Here is a 23,987-nt window from a genome sequence, read left to right on the forward strand (position 1 = left end):
GCTGTCGTGCTCCCACGAAGGGATGTCTCCTTCCCCGCCCTCGATACAGAGTTATGTACCTTTTTGTTGCCTCTGTCTAGTTTGGCAGGGAGGGAACCGTCTCCACACCCCGGGGGGATTGACAGTCCCTCGGTGGATGTTTGATCCCGTGAGATGGTGAATCACCCGATCAATTCGATAGCCCGCACGCCCGACTTGTGCGCTTTCGATGGACTCCGAAACGGCAGCCTTCAAGGAAGGCGCGCCGTCCGCCGCGGCAGAGGCCTGGACATCGGGCGCCCCTGCCGGGCAAGATCGAAGCGGCCGGAGGGCACAGCGAGGGCACATTCAGGTGAGCCCGGACACCGCGGCGAAGGCTCTGTCCAACGCCGTGCGAGCCCACTCGGACGCCTCCGGGACGAGATGCCCTTACAGGTCCACGGTTGTGGTGATGGACTCGTGCCCGAGCCACCGTGACACCTCGGAGATGGGCACGCCCTCGGCGAACGCCGTACTGGCGAAGGTGCGCCGAAGCTCGTGGAGGGAGTCACAGTTCGGACGGCGCCGACAGGGTCGAGGGTGCCGGCCTTGACGAGAGGTTCGACCGGATGAGCCACCTGGGCGAGGCGAGGGCCGCGATCGCTGCGGCGAGTACGGGAAGTCCGGCGACCAGAGCGACGATCGGCGTCCATGGGATCTCGAAGGGTGCCCGTGGGGGCGGATCCCAGTCGATCGAGGTGGTCATGGGCCACACCAGGAGCAGACCGATGACGCACCCGGCGGATGCGCCCATCGCCGTTCCGCAGGCCGCGCTGAAGGCTGCTCGGCAGGCGATGAAGAACCGTAGGGTCGCGGCTGAGCCACCGCTGACCCGTAGCAGGATGCCCCTCGAGCCGACCGAGCGGATCGTGGCCAGTGCGCCGGCGAGGGCGAGGATGATGAGGGCCACCACCGCGACGAAGTACAGCCAGCCGGTCGGAGCCTGAAATCCCCGCTCAAGGTAGGTGACCGCGGTCTGGCCCAGTCGGCGGTCGAGCCGCTCCTGCTCGATCGCCGAGGTTCGATGAAGAGAAGGGTCAATGATCAGCTGCTCCGACTCCAGGTGGAAGCCAAGATCTTGCACGACATTCGCGGGGATGAAGACTCCGCCCACACGGGGATCGGTGGGTCTGACGGTGGTCGCCGGGATGGTTTTGGTGGATGGCGAGTGGTCGGTTCCGGAGAAGGTGTACCGGATCCGCGCTGAGTCCGCTTCTTCGCCGTCTGCCGTGACTACCACGGCTGTGCCCTCGTCGTAGGGAGTTGATGGATCTCCGGTGAGGTAGCGGAGCAGTGCCTGGTCACCAATGTGGGCCTCCATCCCGGTGTAAGAGTCGGGGGTCTCCACATTGAGGAAGCCGGACTCGCGCTGACGATTATTCTGTGCGATGGGTGCGCCGGATAACTCGTGCTGGAGGGCCGCCCGCACGGTGGCCGACTGGTCTGTGGAGAACCCCTCCACGACGAGCGCGCCCAGCCGGGCCTCGGGTTGATAGTCCGCCCTGGCCTGCGCTGTTACGGCAACCGTGATGATCATCACTGCGGTTGCGACGGCGGTCGCGCTCATCGTTGTCGCCACTCCAGGAGCAGTCCGGGCAGGTTCGTCGGCCATATGGCGGGCTGCCAGCCGAAATGCCAGCGGTAGCCGTACGGCGTTTCGCCCGAGCATTCCCAGCAGCCATGGGGTGAAGGGTCCTAACCCGAGGAGCAGCAGCGCTCCGCCCATCAGGCCTGCCAAGGCGGTCATTGCTGACCCGAAGTCGTCATCAATTATCTCCAGCGTGGAGACCCGGTCCTTCAGGGCCGGGAGGAAAGGCGGCTCGGTGCCGTACTTCTGGGTGGGTGGTGTAGCCGTAGCCGTCTGCTCGTTGGAGCAGGCGGATGTGGCGGTGGTGGATGCCCTGCACCGTGCCGTGCCGGGTGGTGATGTTGAAACTGCCGGTGCTGCGGACCGCGACGCGTCCGGAGTGGACACCGGTCTTCTTGCCGCTGGGTACGACGGCGCGGACCAGGTCGCCGGTGGTGAACCCCTTGACCTGCTTGGTCCGGGGTAGCCGCAGCCGGGGAAAACCGTAGCGGTCGGTGCGGGTGCGGGCGTAGGTGCCGCGCCCGGTCGCCTTGACCACCAGGACCGTCGACGGCCAGGCGGTGACGTTCTCCAGTTCGCCGACGTGCAATGCGTCAAGGGTGTGTGACTTCGGCGCTTGGGTGCGGGAGCGGTTCCATTTCGTGCGGCCGCCGGAGGCGGGGTGAACGGGCAGGCCGGTCGCCTCCAGGGCCCGCCATAGCGCCCACCGGGTGGTGTTGACGGCGGCGGCGTCTCGCAGCGGAGTCTTCGTCTGCTGGAGGATCTTCGCCAGGAGGGCGGGCCTGCCTTTCAGGAACTCCTCCACCGGGGTGGCGTTCTTGCCTTGGTTGCACGGGATGCACGCCAGGGTCAGGTTGCTGATCCGGTCGGAGCCGCCCCGGGAACGCGGGTGGAGGTGGTCGAGGTTGAGCGGCACACCGGTCGCGCCGCAGTACGCGCACACCCGGCCCCATGTGGCCAGCAGGTATTCGCGGACCTCGTACCCGGCGAGGGTGCCCTGCTGGTATTCCACCCCTTGGAGCGGTCGCCCGGCCGACATGCTGTGGGTGTCGAACGCGACCCGCTCGACGTGCACGGCGGCCACCGGCACCCACCGGGTGAGCCGGGTCACCCACGACAGGGTGGTGTCGACGCGGTGGTGCAGGGACGGCGCCAGCCACCCCTTCGGCTTGGTGCGGTTGGAGAAACGGGGCGCGCGGTAACGCAGGTTTTTACTCCGGCGCCGCCGCCGATACCGGGAGCGGGCGGTGAGCTGGTCGCGGATCGCCCCGCCCCGGTGGTCGAGCTGGAGCGCGTACCGGCCGGTCCGGCTCCCGCCGCGCTCGGTGAACACGGCCAGGCCGGTGTGCTTGGAGCCGGGGTCGATACCCACCCGCACACCTGCCACGACGCAATCAGCTGCCGTGCGGTCCTTCAGCCGGATGACGAACGGGGTATGCCGGCCAACCACAGCCCGGCCGGAACGGAGGAGTTTCCGCGCGTAGGCAGGGCTCGTGGGTTGCAACGGTTGGCCGTGCCTGTCCAGGACGAACACGACCGGGTGGGCTGGGCTGCCCGCTCCCTTCCCCGCCGGAGCCGGGTCGGGGTGACGCCGAGTAGACCGGGTGCCGGTCTGCTCGATCTCCCCTCGCCCAGGTTGAACACCAGGTACCGCCGTGTGGCGGTGTCCGTGAGCCGTTTCGTGCCCACCCTCGGGCGTGTCTGCTCCCACGGATTCGAGAGCTTGGGGCTGAGGAAGCACCCCAAGGTCGGTCTGCGATCTTGTGTTCAACGTAGCCATCAAAATGCACCTCCTTGAGCTGATGGCCAGGGCTGGTCAACGCGGGGCTTCAAGGTGCATTACTGCACCTCAAGCCCCCTCCTTCAGGAGGGGGTCGTTGACACGTGGACCACGCGGTGAGCGCCATCACCACGATGCCGGCCGTCGACAGAGCCGCTACCAAGACCAGGTGATGTCCACGCATGTGGTCATATCGGCCGCAAGGGGCTGATCGCGCCGCGAAGAATACGGAGCCGCACACGGACGCCGAGGAGATGCTCAGCACCACGGCAAAAACCACGATCACCGCAAGCATGGGGAAATGGTATGCAGGAGTGCACGATGTCGCATGGGAAAGAAGCGATCTGGCCAGCGACCCATCTTGGCAGTGGTTTTCTCTACGCTCGCACGGTCACCGCTATCCGGGGCGCCTGAAATGCCAAACGCAGCGTGAAGGTATCCAACGTGAACAAGTCGGTGCCGTCCCAGTCGAAGCATTCGACCTGCCCAGGCGGAGCGTCAGGCTGGGCGGTCACGCAGTCATGCCCTTCTTGGTCCTCGCGCCACTCGACGAGGCGAACATCCTCGAATCGGAAGGCCACAACAGGTGTCCTGGACAGCTCGGGCGGGGTCCATTGCGGATGGTAGGCGAACTCCAGCTCCAACGTTGATGGCCTGCCGGGCTGATAGGTCAGGCATCTGAAGTCGGTGTCGTGGAGGTAGACGTGGCCCTACGAGAGGGCGCACCTCCTGGATCAGGACGACGTGTTCCCCTCCGTCCCGCCGGCGGACGCCGAAGGCGACGCTTCGCCCGGCGGCGGGGTCCGCCCGGCAGGCGGCTTCCTCCAGATCCTGCGGATAGAGAACGGCACTGTTGGATATTGGAACTGCCTGAATGCCTAGTGCGTGAGCACCTTCGGTAGGTGGCCTCCTACGGATCGCCGAGGTCAACGCCCGCCATGCTGAGAGGAAGAACCGCAGATCGTGACGGTCTCGTTCTTGTCGAGCGAGGGCTCACCGAGGATGGCTCCGGGTTCATAACGATCAGCATGTCTGGCGTAACTTCAGCCCGCCTGGGCGTTGATATCACGGGTATGCACCTACCTGCATGGGTCCGCCGTCGCCACCTCCGGTCCCTGCCTTCTCAATCAGCTAGCCCGCCCGTTTTGTCTGTGAATTCGGCTGACTGTCGAGAACTGTGCATCGGCGTTGACGCTGTCAACGCAAAATACATATCCGATTCCCCTGATTTCCGTCACTTTGCTGGAGATAGTAGGGATCTACCTACTTATGGCAGGGGAACCTGCCGATTGCCGCTGGGCTCCGTTCCCAGCCCGGAACGCGGGGAGAACACGGAGTGCCTTTGAACCTGGACCAGGTGGCGAGTCGGTTCCGTCTCCTGGGGGCCATAGGCAAGGGAAATATGGGGGAGGTCCACCGCGCGGAGGATCTCCAGGCGGCGGACGCCAAGAAGCGTGTGGTCGCGGTGAAGCTGATCCTGCGCAGCCGCTCCGGTGCGATCATCGACTCGCGAGCTGACGTCAAGGCGGTCCAGCGGTTCGACCGCGAGGTGCGCATCATGCGCAAGCTCGACCACCCCAACCTCCCGCACACCATCGACGGCGGTGTGGACGACACCGGCCTGCCCTATCTCGCCATGGAGTTTCTCGACGGGGAGGCCCTGCGAGACCTCGTGACCGAACATCCGCAGCTGCCCATCGCCTGGGTCGCGGCGCTGGGCGCGCAGATCGCGGACGGTCTGTCCGCGGCGCACACCGCCGGTGTCATTCACCGTGATCTCAAGCCCGCCAACGTGATGCTGCTCCGCGGCGGAGTGGTCAAGGTCCTCGACTTCGGTATGGGGCGGATCCTCGACGACATCGAGAACGGCAAGGTGACGAGCACGGGTGTCACGGTCGGCACCGCCCGCTACATGGCCCCCGAACAGTTCCTCGCCGCGACGGTGACCCAGGCGGCGGACCTTTACGCCCTTGGCTGCGTGCTGTTCGAACTCCTCACCGGTGTTCCGCCGTTCCACAGCGAGTCCGCGCACGAGCTCGGCCAGAAGCACCTCACCGAACCGGCTCCCCCGGTACGGCTGCTCCGCTCCGACGTCCCCGAAGAGCTGGCAAGACTCGTCGAACAGCTGCTCGCCAAGGACCCGGCCGACCGGCCCGCCGACGCCGTCGCTGTCCGTGAGGCACTGCTGCCGTTCGCCGTGGGGGAAGAGCACGTCCCCGGCTGGGAAGAGCTCGACCCGGTACGGCACCTCGCGACGGTGCGCGCCGAGAGCCGCCTTCCCCGGCCGCCCACCGACCTCGCGGACACCCCCGAGTCCCGGGCGCCCGGGTCCGGCATGGACGTCTTTGGGGTGCACCGGAAGCTCATCGAGGATTACCGGTCGTTCACCCAGGGCGGCACGGTCATCCGCGACGAGCGGATCGAGGCCTTCGTCGAGGACGACCTGGACGCCAAGTCCCAGTGGCCCGACCCCTGGCTGTCGCTGAACCCGTTCTTCGCCTCGGGCGGCACCGTTCTCGAGCTCGCGAGTGAAGGAGTGCTGCACCCGGAGTGCGCGCGCATCTTCCAGTCGGGGAAGACCGAGGGCGGCACGGTGTGCGACGGTCGTCCGCTCACGCTCCACCGCCACCAGCGTGAGGCGATCGACACCGCCCGGTCCGGCGCCTCCTACGTCCTGACCACCGGCACCGGCTCGGGCAAATCCCTCTCCTACATCGTGCCGATCGTCGACAAGGTGCTGAGGGACCGCGAACAGCAGGGGCCCGAGGCCCGTAAGCGGGTCCGCGCGATCATCGTCTACCCGATGAACGCGCTGGCCAACAGTCAGATCAAGGAACTCGACAAGTATCTGCGCGACGGCTACGGCCCCGGCCGCGAGCCGGTCACCTACGCCCGCTACACCGGCCAGGAGGATGAGGCGCGGCGCAAGGAGATCCGTGACAATCCGCCGGACATCCTGCTCACCAACTACGTGATGCTGGAGCTGATGCTCACCCGCCCGGGTGACCGGCGCTCTCTCATCAAGATGGCCAAGGGGCTGGAGTTCCTCGTCTTCGACGAGCTGCACACCTACCGCGGCCGCCAGGGCGCAGACGTGGCCCTGCTCATCCGCCGGGTGCGTGAGGCCTGCCAGGCCGAGCGCCTGCAGTGCATCGGAACCTCCGCCACCATCTCCAGCGAGGGCTCCGCCGAGGATCGGCGGACGGCCGTCGACCGTGTCGCCACCACCCTCTTCGGCACCAAGGTGGGTTCCGAGAACGTCATCGGCGAGACCCTCGTGCGCGCCACCGGCGAAGCCCCCGACAGGGTTCCGGTCGAGTGCCTCCGAGCTCCGGGTGCTCCGCGCGCCTATGCCGACCTGGTGAAGGACCCTCTCGCCCGCTGGATCGAGACGCGCTTCGGTCTCACCACCGACGAGACGGGGCGCCTGGTCCGGCAGAGACCGGCCAAGATCGAGGAAGCGGCCATCGAACTCGCCGAGGACAGCGGGCTGACCGAAGCTGACTGCGCACGGGCGATCCGCCGCACGCTGGAGGCGGGTTCCGAGGCCAAGAACCCCGTCACCGAGCGCCCCCTGTTCGCCTTCCGGCTGCACCAGTTCCTCTCCAAGGGCGACACCGTCTACGTCACCCTTGAGGACAAGCCGGTCCGCCACCTGACGCGCGACTACCAGCTCGTCCAGCCCGGCTCGGACGGCAAGATCCTGTTGCCGCTGGCCTTCTGCCGCGAGTGCGGTCAGGAGTACCCGACCGTGTGGCGTACCGAGAAGAATGGTCGCGTCGTCTACGAGCCGCGTCGGGACACCGCCGCTACCGGTGGCCGCGCCGGGGACGGCTACCTCTACGTCGACTCCGACCGGCCCTGGCCGAGCACGCCGGAGGAGGCCATCGCCGATCGTCGGCTGCCCGAGTCCTGGCTGGAGATCGACGAGCGGGGACAGGAGGTTGTGCGTGCCTCCTACCGGGTGCGGCTGCCCATAGCCATCACCGTCGACCCGTACGGAGTTGAGGGCCGGGGCGAGCTGAAGGCTGCCTTCATCCCCTCGCCGTTCCTCTTCTGCATGCACTGCGGGGTGAGTTACGAGCAGGTCAGGGGAAAGGACTTCGCCAAGCTCGCGACCCTCGACCAGGAGGGCCGCTCCTCGGCGACCTCCCTCGTCTCCGCCTCCATCGTCCGCTCTCTCAAAGAGGTTCCCGCCGAGGCGCTCAAGAAGGAGGCCCGCAAGCTTCTCACCTTCGTCGACAACCGGCAGGACGCCTCCCTCCAGGCCGGTCACTTCAATGACTTCGTGCAGATCACCCAGCTGCGCGGCGCCCTCTACCAGGCGGCCGTCGAGGCGGGCGAGGAGGGCATCAACCACGAGGAACTCGCCTCCCGTGTCTCGGTCGCCCTGGGCCTGGAGCTCGCCGACTACGCCGGCAGCGCGGACCTGCCTCCTTCGATGGCACGCAACGCCGCCAAGACCCTGCGGGACGTCATCGCCTTCCGCCTCTACCTGGATCTCGAACGCGGCTGGCGCATCACCATGCCCAACCTGGAGCAGACCGGCCTGCTGGAGATCGACTACGCGGACCTCGATTGGCTCTCCAGGCAGCCGGAACGGTGGTCCAAAACCCACGCGGCGCTGCGGGACGCCGACTCGGGTCAGCGCACCGAGATCATGCGGGCACTGCTCAACGAGATGCGCCGGGCACTCGCCATCGACGTGCAGCACTTCCGCGAGGACTTCGACACCCTCCAGCGCGCCAGCGAAGAACGCCTTATCGATCCCTGGGTGCTCGCCGCAGGTGACCGTCCCAAGGTCGGCACCGCCTACCCGCAGGGATCCCGGCCCGGCCTGGACCGCTCGGGTCTGTTCCTGTCTGGCCGCGGCAAGTTCGGCAAATACCTGCGGCGCGCGCACTTCAAAGGTTTGTCGATCGACGACACCCAACTGATCATCGTGGAACTCCTGAAGGTGCTCACCGAGGCCGGGCTGGTCAAGGAGATCGCTGCGGCCCCGCAGCGTGCGGGTCGCTTCCGGGGCTCCTCCGGCCCGACCATCACCGGCTACCGCATCTCCGCCGCGGCTCTCGTCTGGCGGGCCGGAAGGGGCGAGACCGGCACCCATGACCACCTGACCCGCACCTACGCCAGCGGCGACGGTCCCCGCGTCAACACCTTCTTCCGCGACCTCTACCGGGGCGCGGCCGGCGCCCTGGGCGGCCTCATCGCCCGTGAGCACACCGCCCAGGTGACTCCCCAAGAGCGGGAGAAGCGCGAAGACGCTTTCCGCGATGCGACGTTGAAGCTGCTCTACTGCTCACCGACGATGGAGTTGGGCGTCGACATCTCCGAGCTCAACGCCGTGATGATGCGCAACGTGCCGCCCACCCCGGCCAATTACGCCCAGCGCAGCGGCCGGGCCGGTCGGTCCGGGCAGCCCGCACTCGTCACCACCTACTGCGCGACCGGAAACAGTCACGACCAGTACTACTTCCGCCGCTCCGAGCGCATGGTCGCGGGAGCCGTCGCCCCGCCCCGTCTCGACCTCGCCAACGAGGACCTGGTCCGCTCCCACGTTCAGGCCGTCTGGCTGGCCGAGGCCGAGCTCAAACTGGGCAATGTCATCCCCAACATCATCGACATCGGCTACGCCGAGGACGCCCGCATCCCCAACCCCGAACTCGCCCTGCAGGACCACATCGCCGAGGCTCTGCGCGACACCGCCGCGCAGGAGCGCGCCGTGAAGGCCGCACACAAGGTCTTCGGTGGATTGCTGGCCGACTTCGCGGACACCACCTGGTGGGACGACCAGTGGATCGAGAAAACGATCCGCTTGGCTCCGAAGGAGTTCGACCGGGCGTTCGACCGCTGGCGCGGGCTGTTCAAGGCCGCCCTTGTCGACCAGGCCGAGCAGAACCGGCGGGTCCTGGACCACACCCTCTCCGAGCGCGACCGTAAGATCGCCGTCGGCCGCCGCCGAGAGGCCGAGACCCAGCTCAACCTCCTCAAGAACGAGAGCGCGGACAGCAAGTCGGTACTCTCCGACTTCAACCCCTACCGCTACCTCGCCAGCGAGGGCTTCCTGCCCGGCTACTCCTTCCCTCGCCTGCCGCTCGCCGCCTACATTCCCACGGTCGGGAGCCGGTTTGGCGACGGCGACTACCTCCAGCGCCCCCGCTTCCTGGCCATCCGCGAGTTCGGGCCCGGAGCCCTCATCTACCACGAGGGCGCCCGCTACCAGGTCACCCGCATCCAGTTGCCGCCGGACGCGACGGGCGACGTCGTGACCAGTAGCGCCCGCAGGTGCGTCTGTTGCGGCTACCACCACGACAGCCACGACCGTCCCGACCGCTGCACGATGTGCAAAGAGCCGCTGGGCGAGACCACGTACGGGCTGCTTCAACTGCACACCGTCTACACCAAGCGTCGCGAGCGGATCTCCTCCGATGAGGAGGAGCGGCGCAGGGCGGGCTTCCGGCTGGTGACCTCCTACAGCTTCCAGGATCACGGCAAGCGTTCGGGCCGTCAGGACGCCCTCGTTCTCGAGGCCGGAAACAAACTTGCCACGCTGTCCTACGGCGACTCGGCGATCGTCCGCATCACCAATGTCGGCCGGGTGCGGGCCAAGCCGAACGAGCCGGACGGCTTCTGGCTCGACCCCGCCGACGGCCGCTGGATGAACGAGCGCGACGCCGGTGAGGCCTCCGGTGACTCCGGTGAGATGCCCGTCACCGACGCGGACGGCAACGAGAAGCGCCGCAAGAAGCGGGTCATCCCCTACGTTCAGGACAGCCGCAACATCCTGGTGCTGAAGCTGGACGAGCCGCTGGATGAGCCGGTGGCGCTCTCGCTCATGTACGCGCTGGAACGCGGCATCGAGGCCGCCTTCGAGCTGGAGGACTCCGAGCTGAGCAGCGAACTGCTGCCGCCGGACGACGGCCCCCGTGACCGGATGCTGTTCACCGAGGCCGCCGAGGGCGGTGCCGGTGTCCTGCGGCTGATGCAGTCCGAGCCAGGCGCGCTCGCCCACGCCGCAGCCGAGGCCCTGGCCATCTGCCACTTCGACGCCGACGGCAACGACCTGCGCGGACCGCACCCCGACCGTCCCTGTGCCAAGGGCTGCTACGAGTGCCTGCTCACCTACGGCAACCAGTTCAACCACGCCTTCATCGACCGCCACTCGATGCGTGACCTGCTGCTCCGGATCGCGGGTTCGACGGCCTGTACGACCGGCCGGGGCGAGTCCCGGTCGGAGCAGCTGGCGCGCCTGACCGCGCAGTCGGACACCGCGTTGGAGGCCAAGCTCATCACCTGGCTCAAGGAGCGCGGTCTGCGCCTGCCCGACGAGGCGCAGACCTTCATCGCGGAAGCACTCGCCAGGCCCGACTACGTCTACCGGCTGCCCGGTGTCAACGTCGCGGTCTTCGTCGACGGGCCCGTCCACGACCACGCCGCGGTCGCCGAGCGCGATCGCGAGGCCGAAGACCGGCTGTTCGACAAGGGCTGGGACGTGGTCCGGTTCCCCTACGACGCCGACTGGTCCGCCATCGCGGAGGAGTTCAAGCGCTACTTCGGACCCGGCGTGGGCGGCTGAATCAGAGAACCGACAGCAACCTCTACCCAAGGAACTCACCCCCCGATGACGACCGTCTACACCGCCGGTTCCCTGGTCTCCGCCCGTGGCCGCGACTGGATCGTGCTGCCCGAGAGCGCCCCCGACATGCTCGTCCTGCGCCCGCTGGGCGGGGCGGACGACGACATCGCGGCCGTCTTCCCCGGCTTCGAGGACGTCACGAGCGCCGAGTTCGCACCCCCGTCAGCCGCCGACCTCGGCGACGAACGCGCCGCGGGCCTGCTCCGCTCGGCCCTGCGCATCGGCTTCCGCTCCGGTGCCGGCCCCTTCCGCTCGCTCGCCGGCATCGCCGTCGATCCCCGCGCCTACCAGCTCGTACCGTTGATGATGGCGCTGCGCCAGAAGATCGTACGGATGCTGATCTCCGACGACGTCGGCATCGGCAAGACCGTCGAGGCCGGTCTCATCGCGAGCGAGCTGCTAGCCCAGGGCGGTGCGAAGGGGCTCGCCGTGCTCTGCTCGCCCGCGCTGGCCGAGCAGTGGCAGCAGGAGCTGCGCACCAAGTTCGGCATCGACGCCGAACTGGTCCTGGCCTCCACGGTCTCCAGACTGGAGCGTGGCCTGGACCTGGGACAGTCCCTCTTCGACAGGCACCCCCACGTGGTGGTCTCCACGGACTTCATCAAGTCCACCCGCCACCGTGACGACTTCGTACGCCACTGCCCCGACCTGGTCATCGTCGACGAGGCCCACACCTGCGTCGCGGCCGACGAGAACAGCTCCACGCAGAACCAACTGCGTTACGAGCTTCTCCAACGCATCGCCGACTCCAAGGCCGACCGTCACCTGTTACTGGTGACGGCGACCCCGCACAGCGGTAAGGAGAGCGCGTTCCGCAATCTCCTGGGCCTGGTCAGGCCGGAGCTCGCGACGGTTGACTTCGGCTCGGAGGAGGGCCGCAAGCTCCTCGCCGCGCACTTCGTGCACCGCAAGCGGGCCGACGTCCGCCGGTTCCTCACCGTGAACGACGGCCTGGCCGACAACAGCCTGGCCGAGGAGACCACGTTCCCCTCGGACCGGTACTTCAAGGACGAGACCTACAAGCTCTCCCCGGACTACCAGGCCCTCCTCGACGACGCCATCGCCTACGCCCGCGAGCGGGTGACCGCCGCCGGAGGCCAGGGCAAGCGTGAGGCCCGGATCGCCTGGTGGTCGGCGATCGCGCTGCTCCGCTCCCTGGTCTCCTCACCGCGTGCCGCCGCCCAGACGCTGCGCACCCGCTCGGCGGCCGCGACGGCCGCCACCGCCGAGGAGGCCGACAAGCTCGGCGCACCCCTGACCAGCGACTCCTCCGACAGCGACGCTCTGGAAGGTCTCGACGTCGCCCCCGGCGCGGAGACCGGGGAAGCGGGCGCGCGGCTCGCCGAACTGGCCGACCGGGCGGCCCAGCTGGAGGGGACGGCCCAGGACCTGAAGCTGGCGGCTCTGGTCAGGCATCTCAAGGCGCTCCTCGCCGAGGGACACCACCCGATCGTCTTCTGCCGCTACATCCCGACCGCCGAGTACGTCGCCGAACACCTGGACGGCAAGCTCGGCAAGAAAACCGTCGTACGGGCCGTCACCGGAACCCTCTCCCCGCAGCAGCGCCTGCAGCGCATCGAGGAACTCGCCGACGAGGCGGGCGACGACACCGCCGCCCGCCGCGTCCTGATCGCCACCGACTGCCTCTCCGAGGGTGTCAACCTCCAGCATCACTTCGACGCCGTCGTCCACTACGACCTCGCGTGGAACCCCACCCGCCACGACCAGCGCGAAGGCCGCGTCGACCGCTACGGCCAGAAGAGAGACATCGTCAAGATCATCACTCTCTGGGGCAGTGACAACGGCATCGACGGCAAGGTCCTCGAAGTCCTCATCAAGAAGCACCGCCAGATCCGCAAGGACCTGGGCATCTCCGTCTCCGTTCCCGACGCGGCCTCCTCAGGGGTGACCGACGCGATCGTCGAATGGATGCTGATGCGCGGCCGGCAACACGGGCAGGAGACTCTCTTCGGCGTTGAGGAACTCAGAGCGGTCGACGACAGGGCCGCCGAGTTGGAGGCGGAGTGGAACTCCGCGGCCGAGCGCGAGAAGACGTCCCGCTCCCGCTTCGCCCAGCGTTCCATCCACCCCGAGGAGGTCGCCCGCGAGGTCGCCGCGATCCGCGACACCCTGGGGCGGTCGGGTGAGATCCACGGCTTCGTACGGCACGCCCTGGCCGCCCTCGACGGCGTCCTGCGCGACGACATGAGCGGCACCGGCGACTTCACCGCGGAGGTGAGCGGCACCCCCGCCGGGCTCCGCGACGCTCTGGCCCCCGTCCTCGGCGGCGACGCCGTCGAGCTGGGCCGCCCGGTCCCGTTCCGTACGACGGCGGCCGTCGCGCGCGGTGAGGCAGCCCTGGTCCGCACCGACCCGGTGGTCGGCGCGCTCGCCGGTTACGTCCTCAACGCCGCCCTCGACAGCAAGGCCGACGGTCCCCGCCCGGCCCGCCGCTGCGGAGTGATCCGTACGAAGGCCGTCGGCAACCGCACCACGCTCCTCCTGGTCCGCTACCGCTTCCACCTCACCCTGCCCTCCAGGTCGGGGGAGAGGGAACTCGTCGCCGAGGACGCGCGCCTCCTCGCCTTCGAGGGCTCGCCCGCGAACGCCGTATGGCTGCCCGCCGAGGACGCGCTGAAGCTGCTCGACGCGGCCGCCGACGAGAACACCGACCCCACCTTCGGCGAGCGCACGATGAGCCGCGTCCTGGACGGCCTGCCCGCCACGACCGCGCATCTGGAGGCGTACGGCGAGGAGCTCGCCGCCGAACTCCTCGCCTCCCACCGCCGGGTCCGCAGCGCCTCCGGCGAGATCGTCCGCGGCGTGGACGTCACCGCGCAGAGACCCGCCGACATCCTCGGCGCCTACGTCTACCTGCCGGTGTCCGGCGCCGTTACCCCCACCGTCGCCGGAGGAACCGCCTGATGTCCGCCACCACCCGCAACCAGGTCTTCTCCGCCGTCCACACCATCGGCGGCCTCCTCCCCGCCGACATGCTGGTCCGCATCTCCGAGGGCAGGGACGTCAAGGGCTCCCTGCCCGCCGACTACCGCGTCATCGGCTCCCGTTCGGTCCGCGACGACGCCGAGCGTCACTGGGACTACCTCAAGTCGGTCTGGAGCGAGCTGCGCACGAAGCTCCCCGTCGCCCCGGAGGCGGAGACCCCGGCTGACCCCACGGGCCTCGCGATCACGCAATGGCTCGAACCCCTCTTCGCGGAACTTGGCTTCGGTGAACTGACGGCGACCGGAGCGGCGGGCATCCCGTCCGACGACGGCGGCAAGATCTTCGCGATCAGCCACCGCTGGAGCCACGTTCCTCTGCACCTGACCGCCTGGAACGCCGCATTGGACAGGCGGCCGGGCGGCGCGGGCACGGTCCCGCCGCAGTCCCTCGTCCAGGAGTGCCTCAACCGCACCGACGCCCACCTGTGGGGAGTCCTCACCAACGGCCGCCGGCTACGCCTGCTGCGCGACTCCAGCGCGCTCGCCACCGCCTCGTACGTTGAGTTCGACCTGGAAGCGATCTTCGACGGCGAGCTGTTCAGCGAGTTCGTCCTGCTCTATCGGCTGCTGCACTTCTCTCGCTTCAGGATCGAGGAGGGCCAGGCGCCGTCGGCGTGCTGGCTGGAGAAATGGCGCATCGAGGCGATCGCATCCGGCACGCGAGCGTTGGAGAACCATCGCGACGGGGTCCAGAAGGCCATCACCGCGCTCGGCACCGGCTTCCTCAAGCACCCCGCCAACAAGGCCCTCCGCGAGAACCTGGACGTCGATGACTTCCACGCCGCGCTGCTCCGCCTCGTCTACCGGCTGATCTTCCTCTTCGTCACCGAGGACCGGGGTGTGCTCCACCCGCGCGGGACGGACAAGAAAGCCCGCGAGCGATACGCGGACTACTTCTCCTCCGAGCGGTTGCGCCGCCAGGCGAGCCGCCGCCGGGGCACCGCGCACACCGACCTCTACCAGGCTCTGCGGATCGTGCTCAAGGCGCTCGGAGACGAGGAAGGCCGCCCGGAGTTGGGGCTGCCCGGCCTCGGTGGGCTCTTCGACGACACCGCCGCCGACGCTCCACTGCACGGCCTGTCCCTCTCCAACACGCACCTGCTGGAGGCGGTACGCCACCTCGACCGGGTCCGCGACGTGAACTCGGCCCGCTGGCGCCAGGTGGACTACCGCAACATGGGCTCGGAGGAACTCGGCTCCATCTACGAGTCACTCCTTGAGCTCGTCCCCAAGCACAGCGCCGTCGACAGGACCTTCGAGCTGGTCAACCGCCTCGGCAACGACCGCAAGAAGACCGGCTCGTACTACACACCGAGCTCTCTGATCGAGACCCTGCTCGACTCCACCCTCGACCCGGTCATCGACGACGCGCAGAAGCGCGGCGAGCAGCGGGCATCGGCCGCGGGGGAGCCGGACCCGGCCGAGAGCATCGTCGCCGAGCTGCTCTCCCTGACCGTCTGCGACCCGGCCTGCGGCTCCGGCCACTTCCTGGTCGCCGCCGCCCGCCGGATCGCCAAGCGCGTCGCCGCCGTACGGGAGAGAAACCCCGAACCCACCCTCGACGCGGTCCGGCATGCCCTGCACGAGGTCATCGCTCGCTGCGTGTACGGCGTCGACCTCAACCTGATGGCCGTCGAACTCGCCAAGGTTTCGCTCTGGCTGGAGGCCCTGGAGCCGGGCAAACCGCTCGGCTTCCTCGACGCGCACATCAAACACGGCAACGGGCTGATCGGGGCGACGCCGGTCCTGCTGCGTGACGGCATCCCGAGCAAGGCGTTCAAGCCCGTTGAGGGCGATGATGTCAAGTACGCCGCGTTCCTGGAGAAGCAGAACGACAAGGAACGCGCGGGACAGGTCAGGTTGTTCGACGTGGCCGAGGAGACGAAGGTAGCCAACACCGCTTTCGCCTCTGGCCTGCGCCGCATTATCAACGCCCCCTCCGACACCCTAGAAGAGGTCCACCGGCAGGCTGCGGACTACCGCAAGTGGGAGACCTCCGCCGAGTATGTCAATGCCGTGCATGTGGCCGATGCCTGGTGTGCGGCGTTCATGTGGCACAAGGCCAAGGACGCCCCGCCCGCGATCACCCACGACGTCTTCCGGGCCCTGCAGGACCCGGACGCCACAGCCGCCCCCCAAGCGACCCATGACGAGATCGTGCGGCTCCGCAAGGAGTATCGCTTCTTTCACTGGCATCTGGCGTTCCCCGAGGTCTTCACCGTCCCGGACGAGGAGACCGACGCGAAGGTGGACCCGGCCACCGGCTGGGCGGGCGGTTTCTCCTGTGTCCTGGGCAACCCGCCGTGGGACAGGCTGGAGTTCGAAGACAAGAAGTACTTCAGCGTTGTCGAGCCGTCGATCGCCGAAATCTCTGGTGCGGCGCGGGGAAGGCGTATCGCGGCTTGGGCCAAGGAGAATCCCGAGGCAGGGGCGGAGTACCGGGCCGAGCGGCGCAAGCTGAAGTTGACATCCCTGTTTGCGGGAGGTTCGGGAGTATTTCCGCTGTGCGCGAGAGGACTCACAACCGGTGGTGTCACCAAACTGCAGGTGGACCAACTCTTCGCCGAGCTGTTCTCATCGATTGTCGGGTCTGAGGGCCGCTTCGGCTGCATCATCCCCACAGGTGTGGCCACTAGTGCTGGCTCCCAGCACCTCTTCAGTAGCTTCACCCGGCGAGGCGCCATCGCATCCCTGTACGACTTCGAGAACCGCAAGCCGCTGTTCCTCGGAGTGGACTCCCGCTACAAGTTCTGCCTGCTCTCGATGGCGGGACGTGACCTACGCGAACCGGCAGCAAAGTTCGCTTTCTTCCTTGAAGAGACAGTCGACCTCGATGATTCCGGGCGCGTCTTTGTATTCAGCGCGGAAGAGATCAACCTCATAAGCCCTAATACCGGAAGCCTTCCCATCTTCAGGTCTCGCCGCGATGCTGACATCACGCTTGCGATCTACCGACGATTCCCGGTACTAAGCAATGAAGCTATGAAAAGCGACAATCCGTGGCGCATCGACTTCAAATATCTCTTCCGCAATGCCAACGATGGTGATCTCTTCCACGCACGAGAGAAATTGCTCGATGAGGGATGGGAGCTTCACGCTAACATCTTCATACGAGACAATGAGCGGATGCTCCCGCTGTACGAAGCGAAGATGGTTAGCTTTTTCAACCATCGCGCCGCCGATGTTGTCAAGAGCGAGACTGCAGTCAATCGCCAGAACCAGCCGCGCTATTTGACATCAAAGGAGCTCCAGGACGCGGAGCGGTCCGCTTTCCCGCTGAACTGGATCGCTGAGCGCGAATCGATCCCAACACGCAGGAACGGAAAAGATATTGCTGTGCCTGGTGTCTCCTTGCGCTTGAAGGATGTTCGCTGGGACCGCGACTGGCTCTGTGGTTGGTGTGATGTCACCGCATCGACTAACGAGCGCACAGCCATCCCAGCCTTCATTCCACGCACTGCTGTCGTTCACACGTTCCCTCTGATGTTCCCACATGTCTCGCCTGCCCTTGTCGCCGCCCTCGTCGCCGCCCAAAGTTCCCTGGTTTTCGACTTCGTGAGCCGTCAGAAGGTAAACGGCATCCACATGGCTCTCATGGCCTGGAAGCAACTCCCCGTCCCACCGCCCCAGGACCTAGAGCCCCACACAGCCTTCATCGTTCCCAGGGTCCTTGAACTCGTCTACACCGCCCATGACATGGCCGGACTCGCCCGCGACCTCGGTGATTTTGGTGCTCCCTTCAAATGGGAAGAGGACCGCCGCACCCAGATCCGCGCCGAGTTGGACGCCTACTTCTTCCACCTTTACGGGATCAGCGGCCCCGACGCGGACTACATTCTGGAGACCTTCCAGACCGAGAACGGCGGCCTCAAGAACAACGAGATCGCCAAATACGGCACATACCGCACCAAGGACCTCGTTCTCGCCGAATACGACCGCATGGCCGCATCCGGCGTAAGCCTCACCGTCCCCCTCATCGACGGCGAGAACTACACCTCCACCCTCACCCCACCCCCCGGCCACGGCCCCCGCCATCCCGCAGCGCACACCACAGTCACCGATCGAACGGAAGACGAAGGAGCCTGATGCCCGGGGAGTATCCCGAGTTCCAGATTCGCCTGCCCCACAGCGGTCCCACGGCGCGCGGGCGACTGCTGGACGAAAAGGGGACCAAGGGTAGCCAGAAGTTCTTGGTGCACGCTGGCTCACCCGTCCGGCCGGAGGTCGTGCCGTCCTTCCCCATCCGTATGCTGTCTTCGTACTTGCTCCGGCAGTAGTTGATCGACGACGTGATCGTAGAGCCCACCCACCACCTCGACGAACGTCAGGCGGTCCGGATGGCTCCCGACTTCGTCTGGTATGCCGACGACGGCACCTCGCGCGCCGTGGCCGATGCCAAGTACAAGGCGGAGAGACCCGAGGGTTTCCCGGACTCCGACCTCTACCAGATGCTCGCCTACTGCACGGCGCTCAACCTCCCGGAAGGGCACCTCGTCTACGCCAAGGGGAACGCCCCGCACGCAGCCCACCGTGTCCGGCACGTCCGCATCACCATCCACCAACACGCCCTCGAACTCAACCAGCCACCGGCCGGGCTACTCGCCGAAGTAGAAGCCCTGGCCCGGCGGCTCGTTGTGGTCGCACCTGCGTAGCTGGTGTTCGCTAGCCGAACCAGCCGTCTCGTATGCTGCCGACGAAGGCGGACCACTCCGAGTGGGTGAAGATCAGGCTCGGTCCGTCATGGACTTTCGAATCACGCACCGCGACGATGCCGGGAAGGTTCCGGGCGACCTCTACGCAGTTGTTGCCGCCGCCCTGGCTGAGGGTGCTCTTGTGCCATTCGGCGCCAGATAGATCCATTGGGTGCCTCACAACTGGTCGATCGGTTCGGACAGATACGCGGTCGACGAGTCAACTCCCAGTGCGTCGGCGACGAGGCGCCGCATCACCAGGGCACGCCGAACTGGCCGTCCTTGATGCTGCTGATGAAGGTGCTCCACTCGCCCGGGGTGAACTTCAGGATGGGGCCTCCAGGGTTTTTGGAGTCCCGTACGGCCCGTCCTCCATCGGGGAGCGCCGCGACCTCGACACAGTTGTCGCCCGAGCCGGAATAGGAACTCTTTCGCCAGGCGAGGGGGTGAGGCTGGGGGAGATCCATGATTACCTCTTAACTGAGTTGATCTATCAGATTGGACAGGCGTGCCACGGACGCATCTGGGCCGAGCGCGGACGACCGTATGAGGTCGAAGATAAGCCTGTAGCGCTCAAGATCTTCGGAAGTCTCCAGGTATAGGTCACTTGTCGCGGTCTCGATATAGATAATGCTCGGGTCATTCCGGTCCGGGAAATTCAAGATTGTGAATGCGCCGTCCATTGCGGCGTGGGCTCCGGCTGAGTCGGGTAAGACTTGCACGTAGATGTTCGGTCTAGCGCTCATTTCGATGATATGCCGCAGTTGCCGTCGCATCACCGACGGGCCGCCTACCATTTTGGTCACTGCGGCTTCATCGATCACCGCCCATAGCGTGGGCGGAGTCTCACTGTGCAGAACGGTTTGCCTTGTCAGCCGAGCCTCTACGCGACGACGAATTTGGGCATCCTCCATCACCCGGCCACCTTTGAACATCGCTGTGGCGTAGTCCTCCGTCTGGAGCAGGCCAGGCACGCGGAGATCCTCGTAGGTGCTGATCAAGGATGCCTCTGCTTCGAATCCTGCCAGGGAACCGCGCCAAATGTCCTGGTAGTTAGCCCACCATCCCTTCTCACGTGACTGGCGAGCCAGCGTCAGGACGGCCTCGCGCTGTGCCGGGTCCGTCACCGAGTACAGGTCCAGCAGTGCCCGGATGTTTCCCAGATCGGGCCTGGTCCACTTGTTGGCCTCCATCTTGTTGAGACGACCGCGTGACCACTCCAGTCGGCGCCCTGCCTCTTCGACGCTGAGTCCAGTCTGCTCGCGCAGACGAATGAGTTCGGCGGAGAGACGGCGTCGGCGGACCGTAGGACTCGCCATAATTTCCTCTCTTGTCCCGAAAATGGGACATATTAACGCATTGAAACTATCGCCTTGAAAGTATCTATGCGATCAGTCACTATCGGAAGGGTACTCGTAACCATGTGTGAGGGTGGCTGATTGTGGACGATCACGAGCAGCTCATAGAGAGCGCTTCAGCCATGCACATGCATGGCGCGCTGTCCATCGAGATCGAAGCAGTAAAGGTCCATGCCGGACGCTTGATCATGATTCAGGCTGACGGCCGACGCACCTGCGGGCCTACTTAGCGCGCAGCCAGGCAAACCCGCCATGCCGCCTATTGCAATGCGCTCGTTTTATAGCGACGAGCGGAAACAATTCCCGGCGTCCTCGGGCGTGGTGACGCAACCACCAGCCCGAGGACTGGATCAGGAACTCGGAGCCCTCTGACCTATGAAGAACCCTAACCCTGTCCCCCCACATCCCATAAGGGCCGACAAGAACGCACGGGAGGCATGCTGGGATCTGCCCGCCGATCTCGAAGCAGTCGGCAAGGCGCGCCGGCTCGCGCGTGAAGCCCTCGCCACCTGGGGCATGCCCGTCGTGGCGGAGGACGTGACCATGGTCGTGTCCGAACTGGTGAGCAACGCGATCGTGCACGGGAAGGCGCCGATCACCCTCTCCCTGCACCAGTACGGGCGGATCGTACGCGGGGAGGTCACCGACCACAGCACCGTGTGGCCGACCCCGATCCCGGCCGGTCCGAATGAGGAGCACGGTCGCGGACTGGCGATCGTCACGGCCTACGCGGATCGGTGGGGGGTCGAGCCCGCCCAGGACGGCAAGACCGTCTGGTTCATCTGCGCGGAGTGGAGATCCCGGTGAGTAGCTCGCTCTCCATCCTGGACATGCCTGGCGGAGTGCGCGTCTGCGCGGGGTGTGGCACGCATATCGTCACGCTGGCCGCCGCCGTACGTATGATCTGGGCCGATATCACGGACGACACGCTCTCTGCCGATGCCGTCGAGCAGATCACCGCGCCGGTCAACGATGTCTGGGTCGACGTGCTGTGCAACCCGTCCTGCCCGCCGGTCGACCGCGAACCACGCCCGGGCTGACCGCGCCGGGCGGCCCTTCGTCACCGAACCCACCCACCGACACTGCGGCAACCCGATGGACCCCGCTACGCGGCACCGGTCAGCTTGGTACCGGCGTCTGGTTCGACCTCCCCACCCGGTCTCACCAGCCCTGAACCCCCGACCTCCGGGTTCAGGGGATCGTCCCCACTTCCCACCGATCCCCTGAACCCGGAGCCGGTCCACGCCCATGGCTTCCCCCTGCCGAGCGTGGACCGTACAAAAGGCCGGCGTCCACGGACCTGATCCCCACTCGTCCAGGACGCCGGCCTCCCCATCCCACGATGACGCGGCAGAATTCGGCCGATGAGCCATGCGAGCAAGGGGAAATGAGTACGGCGGGTCAGGGGGAGGAAGGCTTGTCAGGGGGAAAGCACGGCGAGACCACCGAGAACAAAAATTGCAAGGTGGAGTCTCGTTCGACTGTCTCTACGGCGAGGCGAAAGTCGTCGTCGGTCCAGCCGGATAGTTGAGGTTCCCCTTGGTCGAACGCGTGTGTGCTTGTAATTTTATGTCCGGCCTTCTCCCAGTTCGCCTGAATATGTCGAGCCGCCTCGACAAGGCGCTCCTTGGGAATCCCTGTCAGGTAGTAGGTTCGAACGATATAGATATCCCCGGTGAGAATGTTCCCCTCATCGGGGATGCAGGGGTGGTCGGCGAGACTTGTGGGGATAAGGTCCATGCCGGGAGTCGGCGTGACTCCGGTGAGGACCGAGCGGATGAGCTCCTCCACCCGGGCGAGGGCCTGAGCCTCGGAAATATCCGGCCCATCGTTCATCGTCGACTCCTTCGCGCAGCCACTGAGCCAGCCGATCATCGCTAACGCGGTGAGCGCCGCGAGTACGCGTAATCGCCGTGCCATGAGTTCCTCTCGCAGTTCACCTGGCCGCTCGGCAGCTCACCTGGTAGGTGCCTCGCGCGATTTTTCGCGACATTTACATTTACGGAGATAAATCCGATGATCGGAGAAAGGGTACGGAAATTTTCTCGACTTTATCAAACTTTCCTGCGACGATGCGGCCGATGTTACCTAGAGAATCCGAATGGTCTTTCCAGTAGTCGGAGTGGCCGCCCGTACCGGCGAGGAAGCGGATGGCGCCGAATTCGGGGGCGTCCGGATCTCCACCGAACCGCCCGAGCTTGGTGACAGGGTCATTGTCGCTGGCCCCGACCCACACATGATCTCTGCTCGCCCCCAACTCGGCGGCCTGGGAGGTACCGACGCCGGGGCTGCCGACGAACACTAGGTCATCGGCGAACGTCCCGGGAGGGCGCAGCGTGGCGGCTTTACCGGTGGTCAGCGAGCCGTAGCTGTGGCCGACCATGGTCAGGCGAGCCGGCACGGCGAGGTCGTGGGTGGCGTGCAGCCCATCGGTGAAGGAGGCCAGTTCCTGGGCGCCCTTGTCGGCGGCCCCGTCCGTGGCCACCGAATGGCCTGGGATGACCAACCCGGGGTCGAGCTGGGGAGCGTCGTAGCCGAGCCAGGCGATCGAGGCCGTCCGTTTTCCAGCGGCCAAGATATCTGCCGCGTTCCAGGTGACCAGGGCGCGGTCGAAGTCGGCGGCGCCGACCTCGACCTGGGTGGTGAACCCCGGCACGTAGGTGGTGATGTTGTGTGCCTTGTCGGGGTCGCCGTACGACACCACCGCGCGGCCGTGTGCGTTCACCGCGTCGAAGGCGAGCAGCAGCGCCGGGGGAAAGCCGTTCTGGCCTCCCTTGGCGAGGGCCGCTCTCACCTGCTGGATTCTCTTCAACATGGTGGAAACCCGCTCCCTGGCCGCCTCGAATCCCGCGCGTGCCTGTTCGGAGAACAAGACCTGCCCGGCGCTCCCGGTGAAACTGGACAGCATCTTGGTCAACCGTTTTTCCTCCTGGTCGAGGAAGGTCCGGTTGAGTCTGTCGCGCGTGGCCGAGGGCAGCCCGTTCAGTGAGCCGATCAGGCCCGGAGCCATGCTGGTCAGCTCCTTCGCGGTGGCCGGGCTCAGCGTCTCCCACCAGGCGTTGACCCGCTGCGCCAGGCTGGCGTCTTTCCCCTTCCGCTGGAGTTCCAGTATCCCTTCCAGGGCTTTGGCGTCGCCGTTGCGTGCGCGGGAGAGCAGGTCCCTGGCCTTGTTCGGCGCGGTGTCGAACGCGCCGAACAGCTCATACGCCGCGGCTCCCGCACCGATCGTGTTCGCACTGAGGAACGGCCCCGTCAGGGGGAGCCCGTTCTCGGCGATCGGCGTTCTGCGCGTGATGGTCTCCAGGCGCTTTCGCAGGTCTCCGGTCTGGGCCTCGGCCCAGGCCCCGGTGAAGCCGACCGTACGGCCGGCGCCGGGGGCCACGCACAGTGCCGAGCAGGAGCTCTGCAGCTGAGATCCGGCCTCCAGCAGTGGGTTACCGGCACGGTCGAGCTCTCTGATGAGGAGCTCCATCTGGCCGACGTCTATCCCCCTGAACCCACCGGCACCCGCACTCAGGGTCGCTTGGAGCGGGGTGATCACACGTAGGTGCGGGGGAGAGGCCCCGCCCTCGCGCACGATCAGTTCGGCGATCTCGTCCAGCGCCGACTGGAACGCCTGCTGAAGCCGTACGCGGTGGGAGAACAGCTCTTTGGCGAAATCAGATGCTCCGCCGCCCACCCAGGCATTGGTCTGCATCACCTGAGACGCTCTGTTCAGCGCAGGTGCGTTGGTCTGCGCGAGCTCGGCCACTCTGCGATATGCCTCGATTGCGTATTTCGCGGTCGAAGTCATATCGGGGGACGTCACCGATGCATCTCATCATAAATGCGCTTGCTACTCCATCGCTTAATAAGCGAACACTCAATAGCATTATTCTTGCTGTGCATGATCTGACGGATATCGGCGA

14 protein-coding genes are annotated in these 23,987 nt (G+C 66.4%); 6 read left to right on the forward strand and 8 right to left on the reverse strand.

All coding sequences use genetic code 11. The annotated features are described in order from the left end of the window. Window positions 1–526: 526 nt before the first annotated feature. From ACIN94_RS08900 to ACIN94_RS08910, 3 genes are all read right to left on the reverse strand, one after another. Window positions 527–1,765, reverse strand: a complete 1,239-nt coding sequence (locus tag ACIN94_RS08900; protein WP_400701742.1) for a hypothetical protein — start codon at window positions 1,763–1,765, stop codon at window positions 527–529. A 19-nt stretch (window positions 1,766–1,784) separates the two neighbouring features. Beyond that, window positions 1,785–3,140 (reverse strand): RNA-guided endonuclease IscB, encoded by a 1,356-nt coding sequence (gene iscB, locus ACIN94_RS08905; protein WP_400701745.1) that lies wholly within the window; start codon window positions 3,138–3,140, stop codon window positions 1,785–1,787. Between the two features lie 623 nt (window positions 3,141–3,763). Beyond that, a complete protein-coding gene (locus ACIN94_RS08910) occupies window positions 3,764–4,030 on the reverse strand; it encodes a hypothetical protein (protein ID WP_400701748.1) in 267 nt (88 codons plus the stop codon). 692 nt (window positions 4,031–4,722) lie between these two features. On the opposite strand from ACIN94_RS08910, the gene ACIN94_RS08915 reads away from it, so the two are divergent. The 4 genes from ACIN94_RS08915 to ACIN94_RS08930 all read left to right on the forward strand — a co-directional run bounded on the left by ACIN94_RS08915 (window position 4,723) and on the right by ACIN94_RS08930 (window position 18,682). Next, entirely contained in the window at window positions 4,723–10,965 is a 6,243-nt protein-coding gene (locus ACIN94_RS08915) for a protein kinase (protein ID WP_400701751.1), read from the forward strand. A gap of 45 nt (window positions 10,966–11,010) precedes the next feature. After that, window positions 11,011–13,950 carry a DEAD/DEAH box helicase gene (locus tag ACIN94_RS08920; RefSeq protein ID WP_400701754.1) on the forward strand — a complete coding sequence of 980 codons (2,940 nt, stop codon included), beginning with the start codon at window positions 11,011–11,013 and terminating at the stop codon, window positions 13,948–13,950. Then, complete coding sequence (locus tag ACIN94_RS08925; RefSeq protein WP_400701757.1) at window positions 13,950–18,116, forward strand: Eco57I restriction-modification methylase domain-containing protein; 4,167 nt, start codon at window positions 13,950–13,952, stop codon at window positions 18,114–18,116. The genes ACIN94_RS08920 and ACIN94_RS08925 overlap by 1 nt, the downstream gene beginning before the upstream one ends. A gap of 203 nt (window positions 18,117–18,319) precedes the next feature. Next, window positions 18,320–18,682 carry a hypothetical protein gene (locus ACIN94_RS08930; RefSeq protein WP_400701760.1) on the forward strand — a complete coding sequence of 121 codons (363 nt, stop codon included), beginning with the start codon at window positions 18,320–18,322 and terminating at the stop codon, window positions 18,680–18,682. 10 nt (window positions 18,683–18,692) lie between these two features. On the opposite strand, the gene ACIN94_RS08935 is transcribed toward ACIN94_RS08930, so the two are convergent. The 3 genes from ACIN94_RS08935 to ACIN94_RS08945 form a co-directional block, all read right to left on the reverse strand. Continuing rightward, the gene (locus ACIN94_RS08935; RefSeq protein WP_400701763.1) at window positions 18,693–18,890 is read right to left on the reverse strand and encodes a DUF397 domain-containing protein; all 198 of its coding nucleotides are present in this window, start codon (window positions 18,888–18,890) and stop codon (window positions 18,693–18,695) included. A gap of 85 nt (window positions 18,891–18,975) precedes the next feature. Then, window positions 18,976–19,188 carry a DUF397 domain-containing protein gene (locus ACIN94_RS08940; RefSeq protein ID WP_400701766.1) on the reverse strand — a complete coding sequence of 71 codons (213 nt, stop codon included), beginning with the start codon at window positions 19,186–19,188 and terminating at the stop codon, window positions 18,976–18,978. A 9-nt stretch (window positions 19,189–19,197) separates the two neighbouring features. Continuing rightward, window positions 19,198–20,040: a helix-turn-helix domain-containing protein gene (locus ACIN94_RS08945; protein ID WP_400701769.1), complete on the reverse strand. Its 843-nt coding sequence runs from the start codon at window positions 20,038–20,040 to the stop codon at window positions 19,198–19,200. 414 nt (window positions 20,041–20,454) lie between these two features. Here ACIN94_RS08945 and ACIN94_RS08950 point away from each other — a divergent pair, with 414 nt between their 5' ends. Next, window positions 20,455–20,886, forward strand: a complete 432-nt coding sequence (locus tag ACIN94_RS08950) for an ATP-binding protein (protein ID WP_400701772.1) — start codon at window positions 20,455–20,457, stop codon at window positions 20,884–20,886. Then, window positions 20,883–21,119 carry a hypothetical protein gene (locus tag ACIN94_RS08955; RefSeq protein ID WP_400701775.1) on the forward strand — a complete coding sequence of 79 codons (237 nt, stop codon included), beginning with the start codon at window positions 20,883–20,885 and terminating at the stop codon, window positions 21,117–21,119. Before ACIN94_RS08950 ends, ACIN94_RS08955 begins: the two co-directional genes overlap by 4 nt. A gap of 361 nt (window positions 21,120–21,480) precedes the next feature. On the opposite strand, the gene ACIN94_RS08960 is transcribed toward ACIN94_RS08955, so the two are convergent. Both ACIN94_RS08960 and ACIN94_RS08965 read right to left on the reverse strand, forming a co-directional pair. Further along, window positions 21,481–21,915 (reverse strand): hypothetical protein, encoded by a 435-nt coding sequence (locus ACIN94_RS08960; protein WP_400701778.1) that lies wholly within the window; start codon window positions 21,913–21,915, stop codon window positions 21,481–21,483. Window positions 21,916–22,078: 163 nt separating this feature from the next. After that, window positions 22,079–23,776 carry an alpha/beta hydrolase gene (locus ACIN94_RS08965; RefSeq protein WP_400703017.1) on the reverse strand — a complete coding sequence of 566 codons (1,698 nt, stop codon included), beginning with the start codon at window positions 23,774–23,776 and terminating at the stop codon, window positions 22,079–22,081. Window positions 23,777–23,987 lie beyond the last annotated feature (211 nt).

Origin of the sequence: Streptosporangium sp. NPDC087985 (assembly GCF_044741965.1) — a bacterium.
Taxonomy (GTDB): Bacteria; Actinomycetota; Actinomycetes; order Streptosporangiales; family Streptosporangiaceae; genus Streptosporangium.